General features: G+C 68.8%; 14 protein-coding genes. 4 read left to right on the top strand and 10 right to left on the bottom strand.

Annotated features, from left to right (window positions below; translation table 11 throughout):
* Positions 1–290: 290 nt before the first annotated feature.
* From EZH22_RS27085 to EZH22_RS27065, 5 genes are all read right to left on the bottom strand, one after another.
* Positions 291–821, bottom strand: a complete 531-nt coding sequence (locus EZH22_RS27085; protein WP_203193447.1) for a DsbA family protein — start codon at positions 819–821, stop codon at positions 291–293.
* The gene (locus tag EZH22_RS27080) at positions 818–1,336 is read right to left on the bottom strand and encodes a redoxin domain-containing protein (RefSeq protein ID WP_231711173.1); all 519 of its coding nucleotides are present in this window, start codon (positions 1,334–1,336) and stop codon (positions 818–820) included. The genes EZH22_RS27085 and EZH22_RS27080 overlap by 4 nt, the downstream gene beginning before the upstream one ends.
* A gap of 62 nt (positions 1,337–1,398) precedes the next feature.
* Positions 1,399–1,917: a Dps family protein gene (locus EZH22_RS27075; RefSeq protein ID WP_203193446.1), complete on the bottom strand. Its 519-nt coding sequence runs from the start codon at positions 1,915–1,917 to the stop codon at positions 1,399–1,401.
* Positions 1,918–2,207: 290 nt separating this feature from the next.
* A complete protein-coding gene (locus tag EZH22_RS27070; RefSeq protein ID WP_203193445.1) occupies positions 2,208–2,567 on the bottom strand; it encodes a response regulator transcription factor in 360 nt (119 codons plus the stop codon).
* A gap of 173 nt (positions 2,568–2,740) precedes the next feature.
* On the bottom strand, positions 2,741–4,396 hold the full coding sequence (locus EZH22_RS27065) for a Na+/H+ antiporter (protein WP_203193444.1): 1,656 nt from the start codon (positions 4,394–4,396) through the stop codon (positions 2,741–2,743).
* A gap of 444 nt (positions 4,397–4,840) precedes the next feature.
* Here EZH22_RS27065 and EZH22_RS27060 point away from each other — a divergent pair, with 444 nt between their 5' ends.
* On the top strand, positions 4,841–5,947 hold the full coding sequence (locus EZH22_RS27060) for an FAD binding domain-containing protein (protein WP_203193443.1): 1,107 nt from the start codon (positions 4,841–4,843) through the stop codon (positions 5,945–5,947).
* Positions 5,948–5,968: 21 nt separating this feature from the next.
* On the opposite strand, the gene EZH22_RS27055 is transcribed toward EZH22_RS27060, so the two are convergent.
* Both EZH22_RS27055 and EZH22_RS27050 read right to left on the bottom strand, forming a co-directional pair.
* Entirely contained in the window at positions 5,969–8,170 is a 2,202-nt protein-coding gene (locus tag EZH22_RS27055; RefSeq protein WP_203193442.1) for an amylo-alpha-1,6-glucosidase, read from the bottom strand.
* Complete coding sequence (locus tag EZH22_RS27050) at positions 8,157–9,239, bottom strand: glycosyltransferase family 4 protein (RefSeq protein ID WP_203193441.1); 1,083 nt, start codon at positions 9,237–9,239, stop codon at positions 8,157–8,159. Before EZH22_RS27050 ends, EZH22_RS27055 begins: the two co-directional genes overlap by 14 nt.
* Before the next feature lie 322 nt (positions 9,240–9,561).
* Here EZH22_RS27050 and EZH22_RS27045 point away from each other — a divergent pair, with 322 nt between their 5' ends.
* A complete protein-coding gene (locus EZH22_RS27045) occupies positions 9,562–9,849 on the top strand; it encodes an acyl carrier protein (protein WP_203193440.1) in 288 nt (95 codons plus the stop codon).
* On the top strand, positions 9,846–11,054 hold the full coding sequence (locus EZH22_RS27040) for a beta-ketoacyl-[acyl-carrier-protein] synthase family protein (protein WP_203193439.1): 1,209 nt from the start codon (positions 9,846–9,848) through the stop codon (positions 11,052–11,054). The genes EZH22_RS27045 and EZH22_RS27040 overlap by 4 nt, the downstream gene beginning before the upstream one ends.
* A 21-nt stretch (positions 11,055–11,075) precedes the next feature.
* Here the strand turns inward: EZH22_RS27040 and EZH22_RS27035 are convergent, their stop codons facing one another.
* From EZH22_RS27035 to EZH22_RS27025, 3 genes are all read right to left on the bottom strand, one after another.
* Positions 11,076–11,765 carry a fumarylacetoacetate hydrolase family protein gene (locus EZH22_RS27035; RefSeq protein WP_203193438.1) on the bottom strand — a complete coding sequence of 230 codons (690 nt, stop codon included), beginning with the start codon at positions 11,763–11,765 and terminating at the stop codon, positions 11,076–11,078.
* Positions 11,766–11,953: 188 nt separating this feature from the next.
* Complete coding sequence (msrA, locus tag EZH22_RS27030; protein ID WP_203193437.1) at positions 11,954–12,610, bottom strand: peptide-methionine (S)-S-oxide reductase MsrA; 657 nt, start codon at positions 12,608–12,610, stop codon at positions 11,954–11,956.
* A gap of 137 nt (positions 12,611–12,747) precedes the next feature.
* A complete protein-coding gene (locus tag EZH22_RS27025) occupies positions 12,748–13,062 on the bottom strand; it encodes a hypothetical protein (RefSeq protein ID WP_203193436.1) in 315 nt (104 codons plus the stop codon).
* Between the two features lie 162 nt (positions 13,063–13,224).
* On the opposite strand from EZH22_RS27025, the gene EZH22_RS27020 reads away from it, so the two are divergent.
* A complete protein-coding gene (locus tag EZH22_RS27020; protein ID WP_203193435.1) occupies positions 13,225–13,734 on the top strand; it encodes a GNAT family N-acetyltransferase in 510 nt (169 codons plus the stop codon).
* Positions 13,735–13,789 lie beyond the last annotated feature (55 nt).

Here is a 13,789-nt window from a genome sequence, read left to right as displayed (position 1 = left end):
GTTCCCGATCCCGCCGGCATGGGCACGTTGATGCTCCGGCGCATGGCGACACCGGGTCCCGGCCGCGGCCCTGGGGCGCACGGCGAGGACCCGGTGCGGTGTGGCGCCGGGCGAGACGGATTCACCGCCGCGGGCATGACGGCCGGTTGTCGAGGCTCATCTTGGTGATGAGTCGCCTGCCGGCGACCGCCCCCCTTCGGCAGGCTTATGCCGGCACCTCAAAATCCCGGGATGCGGGGCGGCCGGGGCACGTCATTCGACGCCCGTGCTCCGGCGATTGCTTTCGAGGATCAGGCGCCAGCCTTGGCCGCGGCCTGCAACGCCTCCACCAGGCTCCCCACATCGCGCGGGCCGTCATAACGCCGGCCGTTGATGAAGAGGCACGGCGTGCCGTTCACACCGCCGCGCAGGCCGCCGGTGAAGTCATGGCGGATCTTCTCGTCGAAGCGCCCCTCGAAGGCCGCGCGCATCACCGACCGCTCGATCCCCAGTTCCTGGCCGTAGGCAAGGAGGCTCTCGTCGTCGAGCCTGTCCTGGTGCTCGTAGAGCATGTCGTGCGCAGCCCAGAAGCGGCCGACGCTTGCCCCCGCCTCGGCAAACTCGGCCGCCCGGCCCGCATGGGGATGGGCCTCGGTGAGCGGAAAGTTGCGGAACACGAAGCGCAGCCTTGCGCCCATGGCGTGCTGCACCGCCTTGAGCACCGGATAGGCCTCGCCGCAATAGGGGCATTCGTAATCGCCGTACTCGATCAGGGTGACCGGCGCGTCGGCCGGGCCCTGGCTGTGGTCGTCGGCGCTCACGGGAGGAATGAGATGGGTCACGACGCAACTCCGGACGTGCGGGGCTGGCCGACCATCTCGTCCAGCGCAGAAAGGATGCCGTCGGCGCCGGGGTTGAGGCCGAGCGGCGAGACGTAGCTCCAGCGGATGGTGCCTTCGGGACCGATCACGAACAAAGCGCGCTCGGTGGTGCCTTCGTGCGCGCGGTACACGCCGTAGCGCCGGGCGATCTCACCCTTGGGCTCGAAATCGGCCAGAAGCGGGAAGTGCAGCTTGCGCTGCTCGGCAAAGGCGGCATGGCACCATACGCCGTCGGTGGAGATGCCGACGAGCTGCGCGCCGTAGCGGTGGAATTCGGGCAGGACCTGATTGTAGAGGCTCATCTGGTCGCCGCAGACCGGGCTCCAGTCGGCCGGGTAGAAAGCGAGGATGACGGCGTTGCCCTTGAGGTCGGAGAGCGACAGACGCTGGTCGGGGGTCGCGGGCAGGGTGAAGTCCGGAGCGGGCTGGCCCGCCTTCAGCACGGTGCTGGAAGCGGTCGTGGGCATGTCGGTCATGAGGAGGTCTCCGCATCGCGCATCGAGGAACCGGCGCCTGTGGCGGCGCCGGTTCGCGGGGGTCAGTGGTTCGAGCGGGTCGATTCGTAGAGGAACCAGGTGCGGCGTTCGGCTTCGTCGATCCACACCTCGATGAGGCTGGTGGTGGCGACGTCGTTGTACTCCTCGCACACGGCGTGGACGGAACGCAGGAAGCCGGTGAGCTGCTGATTGTCCTGCGCCAGCTCGGCGAGCATGTCCTGGGCGGTCACATAGTCCGCGTCGTTGTCGGCGATGCGCTGCAGGCGCTGGATGTGGCCGATCGAGCGCAGCGTGGTGCCTCCCACCTTGCGGGCGCGTTCGGCGATGGCGTCGGTGGTGGCGAAGATCTGGTCGCCATGCTCGTCAAGCATCAGGTGGTAGTCGCGGAAATGCGGGCCGGACATGTGCCAGTGGAAGTTCTTCGTCTTGAGGTAGAGCGCGAACATGTCGGCGAGCAGCCCGGTCAGGGCCGCGGAGATGTCGCGGGTGGCCTCGCTGCCGAGGTCGGTGGGGGTACGCAGCGGCGCAATCTGACGCGGTTTCGCGGGGTTGGTGGTCATGGCAAGCACTCCGTGCATGAATTGTTGGCTTCGATACGTCCCGGCACTTGGAAGCCGCATCGCGAAGCTCCGCTCCGCCCCGGGCACCCGGCCGCCGGCCCTCGACGTCCGACGAATGAAACCTAGACCTGGGCCCGCGCCGTCGAAATCGGCTGTTCGGTTGCCCGCATCATACTTGAGTGTGCTTCGGCCCCGGCGGGCGCCATGCGGAGGCGAAAAGGGCATCGGCGTGCCAAAGGCGCCGCTGCCGCAGCGCCCGCCGTCTGTCGGCATGCCGGTGGAAAGGGATGTCAGGCGTCGCGGTTCAACGCCCGGTCGATGCAGGCGATCATCTCGCCGCCTTCGAACGGCTTGGCGAGGAAACCGACCGCGCCGGCCGCGGTGACCTGACGGCGGATGCGCTCCTCGGCAAAGGCCGTGATGAAGATCAGCGGCGTGCGGCAGCCCTCCCGCAGGAGCCTTGCCTGCAGCTCCACGCCGCTCATGCCGGGCATCTGAACATCGGTGATGACGCAATCGGTTTCCTGCCGTCGGGGCGAAAGCAGGAAATCCTCCGCCGACGCAAACGTGCTGGTCGCGAAGCCGAGCGACCGCACGAGGCTGGCGGTGGCAATCCGAACCGATTCGTCGTCATCGATGATCGAGATCATCGCAGATTGGCGCACGTCGAAAATCCTTCCCCGGAGCCGATAAGCCTGGCGCGCCCCCAGGCACTCGCCTGTATATCGCCGGTCCCGCTGCCAACGAAATCATATCAAGGTTTGCACCGCTGATGTCCTTGGCGCCGTGATCCCCCGAATCTCAGCCATCCGGCGCACGTCGATCAGGGCGCATCCGGTAAAGGTTCGTAGGACGCCTCCATGAGGTCGGTCTCGCGCAGCAGCTTGCGCGCAAGATCCATGGATATCCGCCGGTCTCGTGCCATGCGGAGAATTGCGGAGCGCTCCGCATGGAGGGCGAGAAGGCGCAGGCGCCGCTCCTCTTGCAGCGCCGCCTGCGTGCCGAGTCTTGTTTCCTCCGAGGTCGTCACGTCCTCCGTGGACAAGCGATTTTGGCGACGCTGGTAATCGTCCGCCACCGCCGCCGCGGCCGAGAGAGGATCGCCCTGGCGGCCGGGATGCTGCTTTTCGGCCGTCGCCACCGCCGCGATGGCGGCCTTTACGGCTTCGAGGCGGGCCGCCTGCGCACGCCGGGTATCGGGCCGCGCGGCGGGCAGCCTTATGCCATCGAGCAGGCGTGGAAGTGTCAGATTGGCCAGGATGAGCGAGGCGACGATCACGCCTGCGGCGATGAGGATCGCCAGGTCGCGGGCCGGGAACGGCGAGCCGTCGGGCAGGGCCAGCGGGATGCTCAGCGCCCCGGCGAGCGTAACAGCTCCACGCACGCCCGCCGTCGACATGGCGGCGGTAAGCCGCCAGTTCGGCCGCCGGCTCGGGATCTCGCTTCGGTGCCGGCCAAGCCAAAGGGCGACCGTCACCCAGACCCAGACGAAGCGCAGCGCCGCCAACGCCAGGGTGACGGCTCCGACATAGACGCCGAGCCACCAGATGCTGCGATGGCCGTCTTCAGCCATGCTCGCGCCGACATGCGACAGCACGGCGGGAAGTTGCTCGCCGAGCAGCAGGAAGATCGCGCCGTTAAGGGCGAACTGGAGTGTTTCCCAGACGGTGCTCCGCTGCACGCGCGTGATCGGCAGAACAAGCCCCCTTATCTCCATGCGGCTCATGACCATGCCGGCCGCGACGGCGGCAAGGACCGCCGAGCAGCCAAGGCGATCGGCGATGAGATAGGCGCCGTAGGGGATGAGGAGGCTGATGATGATCTGCGAGGAGGTGATCTCGCCGATACGCGAGCTGACCCAGGACTTGGCGCCAGAGATCATCCAGGTTGATGCCATCCCGATGGCGATCCCTCCCGCGGCTGTCCAGATCAGGGTCCCCACCGCGTCCCAAGCCTGGAACGCGCCGGTCATGACCGCGGCGATGGCCAGGCGCAGGCAGACCAGGCCGGATGCGTCGTTGAACAGGGCCTCGCCCTGCAGGATGCGCAGCATGCGCTGGGGAACCGGCACATTGGCCATCATGGCGCCGGCCGCGACCACATCGGTCGGCGAAAGCACGGCGGCCAGGGCGAAGCAGACCGGAAGGGGCATCGGCGGCACCACGACGTGCAGCAGGAACCCGATGCCGAGCACGGTGAAGAAGACGAGGCCAAAGGCGAGGGACAGGATCGTGACGGCGTTGTCGGCGAGATCCTCCGTGGGAACCCGCCATCCGTCGAGAAACAGAAGCGGCGGCAGGAACAGGACGAAAAACAGCTCGGGTTCGAGCTTCACGCCGAATTCGGTGGTCATGCCGATGAGCGCGCCGAACGCAATCTGGATGATGGGGAGCGCGATGCGGCCGCGCAGCGCCTGGGCGATCCCGTTTGTCACGACGACGCCCAGCAGAAGAACCAGTATGACTTCCAGATTGCTCATGTGGGGACGCCCCTTCGCGCTGGGCGTCAGGTAAGGAGAATGGCCCCCCACCGTCTTTCGCGATGCCACGGGATCGCGCTTCAGGCCGGGGGGCGCGCGTGCTCCGGGCATGCGAACGCGACATCCGTCCGGCGCTCGCGAAAGAAGGCGCAGCGTCGGTCTCCTAGCCTGCCATCGTGGACCTGGCGCCGATTTCACCCGGGCCGATGTCACTGGGGCCCTTGTCACTGGCGCCCTTGTCACTGGGGCCCGTGTCAGGGGAGCCGACGATGATGTGCGACGTCAGCCAGCTCCCGCTCCGCTGCCGGCTTGAGCCGCGAAATCGGCGGGCCGGCGCAGGCGGCGTCACCCGGGGGGCCCGGTCCGCGGTCCCCTGCCGGGAAGGTACGCCCGGCGATCAGGACCTGCTTGCGGCGCGCACGGCCGCTCTACAAGGACATCATCATGAAACCCAGGCGCATCATCATCGTCGGCGGCTCCATTGGCGGGCTCTTCGCCGCGACCCTCCTCCATCGCGCCGGCTTCGACGTTACCGTCCATGAACGTTCGGTCCATGGGCTGGAGGGGCGTGGCGCCGGCCTGGTCGCCCAACGCGAGGTCTTCGCGATGCTGCGCGAAGTTGGGTTCGAGCATATTGCCCATATTGGCGTGGTTGCCCGCGAGCGCATCTATCTCGACCGGAGCGGCCAAGTCGTCCAGACCCAGCGCACGCCGCAGACGCAGCTCTCCTGGGATGTGCTGTTCCGCAGTTTCCGCGATCTGCTGCCGGATGAGCGCTATGTCGGCGGCAGACCCGTGGTCGGGGTGACGCAGGACGCCGCCGCCGCGCAGGTGCATTTCGCCGATGGGAGCGTGGAGACGGCCGATCTGGTGATCGGGGCCGACGGCATCGGCTCCGTCGTGCGCGGGGCGGTGGTCGGCGGGCAGGCGGGGCCGTCCTATGTCGGCTATGCCACCTGGCGCGGCCTGGTCCCCGAGGGGCAGGTGCCGCAGGTCGCGGCCACCCAGCTTTTTGATCGCTTCGCCTTCTGCGAGATGCCGGGTTCGCACATCCTCGGCTATCTCGTCGCCGGACCCGATGGATCCACCGCGGTCGGCCGACGCCGCTACAATTGGGTCTGGTACCGCCGCTATCAGCCGGACGAGCTCGACGACGTCCTGACGGATATCGACGGCCAGCGCCGGCCTTTTTCGCTCGCGCCGGGGCGTGTTCGGCCGGAGGTCGTCGATGCCATGCGCGCCGACGCGCAGGCGCTGCTGCCCCCGTCGTTCCGCGCGGCCGTGGAGGCGGAGCCACGGCCCTTCATCCACGCCATCTTCGATTACGCCGCGCCGCGAATGACCGCGGGCCGGATCGCGCTGATGGGGGATGCCGCCTTCGTCGCCCGCCCGCATACGGCCATGGGCGTCGCCAAGGCGGCGGGCGATGCCTTCGCGCTACGCGATGCGCTGGTCGCCGATGGAAATCTCGCCCGCTACGAGGAAGAACGCGCGCCGGCCGGCAGGGCCATCGTCGCCTACGGCCAGAGGCTCGGCCAGACGCTGGGTTGAGAAGCGGCCCGAGGCCGGTGCTCAGGCCACCACCTTCAGGCCCACATGCCCCTTTCGGCCGATGACCGAGAGCGCCGCCGACGCGCCGACGCGCTGGATCTTCACGTCGAGCGCGCCGTCGGCCACGGTCAGGCCGCGCAAAATGAGTTCGTCGAGGAACCGGGGCAATACCGGCCGCTCGAAGGTCACCTGGCCCTGGGCCACGTCGAAGTCGAGCCCGAGCGAAGCCTGGAGGAGGGCGAGGGGCGCCGCCGCCGCCCAGGCCTGCGGTGCGCAGGCGACCGGGTAGGACACCGGTCCCTGGCTGCGGGCGCGGGCAAAGCCGCAGAACAGCTCCGGCAGGCGCCGCAGGTCGAAATAGACCGAAGCGCGGAACAAGCCTTCGAAGATCCGCGCCACCTCGGTCCCGAAGCCGTAGCGGGCGAATCCCATGGCGATCATGGCATTGTCGTGCGGCCAGACCGAGCCGTTGTGGTAGCTCATGGGGTTGAACCGCGCCTCGCCGGCGGCCAGCGTGCGCACGCCCCAGCCGGAAAACGAGGCGTTGGCCATCAGCGTGGACACCACCGCCTCGGCGCGCTCCGTCAGCGCGATGCCGCTGAAGAGGGCGTGTCCGGCGTTGGAGCTGCGAACCCGGCAGGGGCGCTTCTCGCCATCGAGGGCGAGCACATAGGTGCCCAGCGCCGGATCGAAGAAGGCGGTGTCGAAGGCGGAGCGAAGGGCCTGCGCCCGCGCCGCGAAGAGGTCGGCGTCGCTTGCGTGGCCGAGGCTCCGCGCCAGATCGGCCGCGGCGCGCCAGGCGGCATAGACATAGCCCTGCACCTCCACGAGGGCGATGGGCCCGCGCGCCAGCCGGCCGTCCGCATGGAAGACGGAATCGTGGCTGTCCTTCCACCCCTGGTTGATCAGGCCGTCGCCGCTGCGGCGGCCATATTCGACGAAGCCGTCGCCGTCACGGTCGCCGTGGTCGGTGATCCAGCGCAGGGCGCTCTCCACCGCGGGCCACAGCAGGCGCGCCGTCGTCACGTCTCCCGTCCGCTTCAGATGGGCGCCGGCCAGCATTACGAAGAGCGGGGTGGAATCCACGCTGCCGTAATAGCGCCGGAACGGCACCTCGCCGAGCTCGGCCATTTCGCCGAAGCGCACCTCGTGCAGGATCTTCCCCGGCTCCGCGTCCGCCGCGGGATCGGACGTCTGCGCCTGGTTCGCGGCGAGGTGCAGGAGCACGCCGCGGGCGATGGCGGGGTCCATCCACAGCATCTCAAACGCGGTGATGAGGGCGTCGCGGCCGAACACGGTGCTGAACCACGGCACGCCGGCATAGGGATAGGCGCCTTCCGGCGTATCGGTGATGAGGATGTTGAGGTCGCTCACCGCACGTCGCAGGCCCTCGTTGAAGTGATGGTTCGAGGAGATCACCGATGCCGCCCGCGCCGCGCGGGCGCGCAGGTCCGCGCGGGCATTCTTCAGGGCGGAGCGGAAGGCGAGGCGCGCGCTGGGCGCTGCCGGCGCGCCGTCGCACCGGATCTCCACGTAGATCACCTGCGTCTCGCCCGGCTCGAGCGCGATGCGGAAGAGGGCCGTGTCGCCGGACAGTTCCGTGGGTGCCGGCTCGAAGCGCAGGGCGGTCTGGCGCGTGCGGCGGTCGAGGCCGGTATAGACGAGGCGCACCCCGTCGCGCTCGATGAGCGGCCGGGCGATGGTCCCGCGCCGGGTGCGCCGGGCGCCGCGCACCTCGAACAGGTCGGCGAAGTCGGCGGAAAAGGAGAGGGCGATCTCGAAGCGCCGCGGGACCACATCGAAATTGTGCACCGACAGGCATTCATGGCACGCCGAGCGGTAGAGAAACCGGGAGCGGCGCAGGTGGATCAGATCGTGCAGGAGCTCCGGCTCTCCACAGCGCGCCGGCAGATCGGGATTGGTGAGGTCGCAGCTGAGCGTTGCGTTGTCGTCGCGCACCGTGGAGCTCAGGAGCAGCGGACGGACTCCCTCCATGGTCAGGAAGAAATGGGAGAGATGGCGCGTATCCCGGTGGAAGATGCCGTGATTGCTGGCGAGCCCCGGCACGGCATCGCCGTGGGCATCAAACACCGCGAAGGTGTCGTCATGCTTCAGCGTCCGGGGCGTCGTCTCGATCTGCGAGGCGCTGGCGGCGATGACGTAATCGGGCTCGTCCGGGTTCGGGAGACCGGCCGTCAGCGCGGCGGCGTCAGAGTGCGGCATTGCGACTCCCGTTGACCATGTGCAGCCGGGACTTCAGCGCGGCGGGCGCGGCGAGACGCTGGTAGATGGCCACGTAGTCCCGTGCCATCCGCTCCGCGGAGAAGCGCTTCTCGAAGATGCGCCTGATCGCGGCACGATCAAGCCGCCCGACCTGCGCCACCCGTGCCACCGCCTCTTCCACGGAGGACACGAGATAGCCGGTAACGCCTTCCTCCAGCACTTCCGGCACCGAGCCACGGGAAAAGGCGATGACCGGCGTGCCGCAGGACATGGCTTCGATCATCACCAGTCCGAACGGCTCCGGCCAGTCGATGGGAAAGAGCAGGGCGCTGGCATTGCCCAGGAAGTCCGCCTTCTGCCGCTCGTCGATCTCGCCGATGAACTCGACGCCGGGCGTGGCCTCCACCATGGGCCGGATCACTTCCTCCCAATAGGCGATGTCGGCGTGGTCCACCTTGGCCGCGATCTTGAGCGGAAGTCCGGCGCGCGCGGCGATCTCGATGGCCCGGTCGGGCCGTTTTTCCGGCGAGATGCGGCCGAGGAAGGCCAGGTAGCCTTCGGGGTTGGGGCTGAACGGCAGAAGGTTCGCGGGAAGCCCGTGATGGACCGTCGCCGCCCAGTTCACCGCAGGCATGGGCCGGCGCTGATGATCGGAGATCGAGACCAGCGGAAAATCCGCGAAGGTGGAGTAGAGCCGGTGCACCGCGGAGAGGTCGAGCCGGCCGTGGAGGGTGGTGAGGCATCGCGCGCAATGGTCGCGCAGGACCGGATAATGCAGCAGATCGAGGTGGACGTGGATCACGTCGAACTCGTCGGCGCGCGCCCGCACCTCCTCAAGCATCAGAATATGGTGGATGAGCGGATCCACCGGACCCGGGGCAAGGCGCAGGCCCATCTCGCACATGGGCTCCAGGCGGGCCGAGGTGAGTGAATCCCCGCTCGCGAACAATGTGACGTCGTGGCCGGCGCGAACGAGCTCCTCGGTAAGATAGGAAACGATCCTTTCGGTGCCACCATACCGGCGTGGCGGCACGCTCTCGATGAGCGGCGCGATCTGGGCGATGCGCATGACAATCTCCTGGGCGCCGGCGCGGGCAATGCCGGGCTCTGGGGCGTGGGCAATAGGGGGGCCTGCCGAGACAACGTGGGCAGGCCGTCCAGGTTTCCCGCGGCGCGAAAAAAAGCGGGGAGGGGGCGCCATGGCCTGACGTCGATCTCCGAGGTGAACAGCCGGGTGAGGCGCATCAACAATCTGAAAATAAATCACTTTTCATCTTCGGGTATGCCCCTGGGACCGTGCGTCATCTAGACAGGGTGCATGCGCCTGTGCATGTTAGCCGCGTTCCCGAAGGGCGCCGTGCGCGTGTCGCGCCGGGCAAAGGGGGTGACGGGTGGTCGACGAAGCAGGGCGCAGAAACGAAATTCTCGCGGTGATCGCAGAGGAAGCCGCCGTCGATCCTGCCATCGTGGACAGGGAAACCAGCGTCGCCGATCTCGGCATCGGTTCCCTCGATCTCGTGGAGCTGATCTTCAAGATCGAAGAGAGATTCGGCATCGAGGTGCCCTCCAGCGGGCCCCTTGAAAACACGGACGTGAAGGTGTTCGAGCTGCTCGATTTCGTCGAAAAGCTCATCACGACGAAAAAGGGCACCTCCATACCGTCCCAGATGCCTTCATGACGCGGCGGGTCGCCGTCACCGGCCTTGGCGCCGTCTCTCCCCTCGGCATGGGTGTTGCGCAAAACCTGACCGCCCTGCACGCCGGGCAGGTGGGCCTTGCGCCGCTCACCCTTGTGCCGGCCGGCCAGGTGAAGACGCACCTCGCCGGGGAGGTGAAGGGCTACGCGCCCGAGGCCCATTTCGAGCCGCGGCAGATCAGCACCCTCGACCGCTCCAGCCAGTTCGCGCTCTTGGCCGCGCGGGAAGCCGTGACCGGTGCGGGGGACGTGCTCGCAGGGATCGCGCCCGAGCGCGCGGGCGCGATCTTCGGCGCCGCCGTGGGCTGCGAGACGCTGGAGGAGGGCTACCGGCGCATCTTCGTGGACGGCGCCCGCCCGCATCCCTTCACCGTGCCGCGGGTGATGCCGTCCTCGGCGGCGAGCCAGATCTCCATGGCCCACCACATCTTCGGGCCGAGCTTTTCCACCGCCTCCGCCTGCTCGTCCGCCTCCCACGCCATCGGGCTCGCCTTCCACATGGTGCGCTCGGGCCTGCTCGACGTGGCGGTGACCGGCGGCTGCGAGGCGCCCATCACCCTCGGCATGGTGAAGAGCTGGGAGGCCCTGCGCGTGCTCTCGGGGGATACCTGCCGCCCCTTCTCCAAGGACCGCTCCGGCCTCGTGCTGGGCGAGGGGGCGGGAGCCCTGGTGCTGGAGGACATGGAGCGCGCCCGCGCCCGTGGCGCGCCGATCCTCGGCGAGATCATCGGCTTCGGCATGAGCGCCGACGGGGCGGACCTCACCGCCCCGGACGCGCGGAGCGCCGCGCGCGCCATCTCGGCGGCGCTGGCCGATGCGGGGCTCGATGCCGGCGCGGTGGATTATGTGAGCGCCCACGGCACCGGAACGGTGCTGAACGACCGGACCGAGACGGCGGCCCTCAGGTCGGTGCTGGGAGACCGGCTCGCGCGCGTGCCCGTCTCCTCCATCAAGTCCATGACCGGGCATTGCCTGGGCGCCTCGGGGGCGCTCGGGGCGATCGCCACCCTTCTGGCCATGGCCCACGGCTTCCTGCCGCCCACCATGAACTTCCGCGAGGCGGACCCGGAGTGCGATCTCGACTGCGTGCCCAACGTCGCGCGGGCCGCGATGCCGGACGTGGCGCTGGTCAACGCCTTCGCCTTCGGCGGGCTCAACGCCGTGCTGGCGTTGCGGGCGGCGCGCTGACACCGCCCGCGAGGTCGCTTCTCAGGCGACGGTGAGGGTGATCTCGCCCACCCCTGCCACGCCCCCTTCCAGCCGGTCGCCCTTGGCGATGGGCCCCACGCCCGCCGGCGTGCCGGCGAAGATGAGATCGCCGGGCGCCAGCCGGAACAGGGTGGAGAGGGTGGCGATCATCTCCGGCACCTTCCAGATCATCTGGTTGAGGTCGCCCTGCTGCTTCGGCGCGCCGTTGATGTTGAGGAAGATGCGGCCGGAGGCGGGATGGCCGATCTTCTCCACCGGCACCAGGGCGGAGCACGGCGCGCCATCCTCGAAGGCCTTGCCCACTTCCCACGGGCGGCCGAGCTTCTTCGCCTCGCCCTGCAGGTCGCGCCGGGTGAGATCGAGGCCCACCCCATAGCCGAACACGAGGTCGAGGGCGCGTTCCACCGGAATGTCCTCGCCGCCGGCCTTCAGCGCCACCACCAGTTCCACCTCGTGGTGCAGGTCCGCCGTCATCTTCGGATAGGCGATGGTCGCGCCGGACGGCACGAGGGTGTCCGGATTCTTCTGGAAGAAGAAGGGCGGCTCCTTGTTCGGGTCGTGGCCCATCTCCACGGCGTGGTCGGCGAAGTTGCGGCCGACGCAATAGATGCGGTGGACGGGGAAGAGGTCCGCGCTGCCGGCCACAGGAAGGGCGGGGACGGACGCGGGCGGGAAGACGTAGCTCACCATGGGAGGCTCCGGACAAGGGTGCCTCTCCATAAAGCCGCGGGGCGCACGAGGAAAGGGCGGCTCCGACGCATCTGGCCACACCATCGCCCGCTTGCCGGAAGCGGCATGAGGTGTCGCCCCGGCCCGCGGCCCTGCGCATGCCCCACCCTGGGGGCATGCGGTCGTCCAGGAGCGGGTCGCCTGGGACGCTACTGAGCGGCCACGCCGGTGCCGATGGGGCACGTCACGCCGGTGCCGCCGAGGCCGCAATAGCCGTTCGGGTTCTTCGCCAGATACTGCTGGTGGTATCCCTCGGCGAAATAGAAGGGCCCGAGCTCGGCGATCTCGGTGGTGACGGCTCCGAAGCCCCGCGCCTTCAGCGCAGCCCCGTAGGCTGCCTTCGCCGCCTCCGCCGCCGCAAGCTGGGCCGGGCCGGTCACATAGATGCCGGAGCGGTACTGTGTTCCGACGTCGTTGCCCTGGCGCATGCCCTGGGTGGGGTCGTGCGATTCGAAGAACAGCTTCAGCAGCTCCTCGTAGGAAACCACCTTGGGGTCATACACCACCAGCACCGCCTCGGTGTGGCCGGTGCGGCCGGAGCACACCTCCTCGTAGGTGGGATTGGGGGTGAGGCCCGCCACGTAGCCGACTGCGGTCGCCCACACACCGTCCGTCTGCCAGAACTTGCGCTCGGCGCCCCAGAAGCAGCCGAGCGCGAACACGGCGGTCTCCAGGCCGGCGGGATAGGGCCCCTTCAGGGCATGGCCGTTCACGAAATGGGCATCGGCGGTGGGAACCGCCTCGCGCCGGCCCGGCAGGGCCTCGGCGGCGGTGGGCAGGTCGAGGGATTTCTTCAGCCAGAACATGGCGGGGCTCCTCGCAAGGCTCGGCGCCGGGCGTCGAGCCCGGCCGAAACCGATGGAATGTCTGGAAGGCGGCAGCCCGGAAGCTGCGCCGGACCCCCAATATGGGGGCGCGCCGGCCAATCCGCGAGGGGGAGCTGTCAGCCCACCTCGAACCGCGAGCGCTCGCGCACCCGCCCGAGGGTCATCAGCATCACGCCCACCACCACCAGCAGGACGAAGGCCGGCAGGGAGAGCAGGGGCAGGATGGCGTTGTTCCAGACCAGCGGCATCCCGGCGCGGCCGGACCGCTCCGCCTGCTCAAGGCTGCCCGGCGACAGCGCGAACCACGCGTCGCCCGTCGAGGTGAAGACGAGGGCGGAGGCGGCGATGGAGCGCGTGCCATCCACGATGAGGGCAACGAAGCCCCCGGCAAGAAGCCAGAATCCGATGAAGCGGAACAGGAAGCGGATCATGACCGGCGCTCGGCTCCTTGGCGGCCTCGGTGGGGATGCGTGCCTTGTTCCCATTTAGGCGGGATCGGCGCCAAATGCACGCCGCAACCCATGCGCCGGCCGCAGGGATTAATCGCGCGCTGCCCCCTTGAAGCGCGGCGCGGGGTTTGCTCTCATCAGGTCATGAGCACGGGCCTCATAGAAATCCGCAGGGCCAAGCCGGCCGATGCCACCTCCATCGCGGCGGTGCACGATGCGGCCTGGCGGACCTCGTATCGCGGGCTCATCCCGGGCGTGGAACTCGAGCGCATGGTGGAGCGGCGCGGCCCGCGCTGGTGGGATGCCGCGATCCGCCGTGGCAGCCGCCTCTCCGTGCTGCTGGTGGGCGACGACATCGCCGGCTATGTGAATTACGGCGGCAATCGCGCCAAGAGCCTGCCCTACGGCGGCGAGATCTACGAAATCTACCTCCACCCGCTCTACCAGGGCCTGGGATTCGGCCAGCGCCTGTTCTCCGCCGCGCGGCGGGACCTCAGCCTCGCCCGGCTCGATGGTCTCGTGGTATGGGCGCTCGCCGAAAACGAGAATGCGGTGGGCTTCTACAAGGCGCTGGGGGGGCAACCGGTCGCATCCTCGACCGAGCAGTTCGGATCGAAAACGCTGGACAAGACCGCCTTCGCTTGGCAGCGGTAGCGCCCGAGCGGGCATCCGCCCGCTTGGTCCCGAGTTCCGTGCGCCGCGCCTGCGC

The sequence above is a fragment of the Xanthobacter dioxanivorans genome (assembly GCF_016807805.1).
GTDB classification, from domain to species: domain Bacteria; phylum Pseudomonadota; class Alphaproteobacteria; order Rhizobiales; family Xanthobacteraceae; genus Xanthobacter; species Xanthobacter dioxanivorans.
Note: the sequence above shows the minus strand (reverse complement) of the source record. Positions and strands in the feature narration are given on the sequence as shown.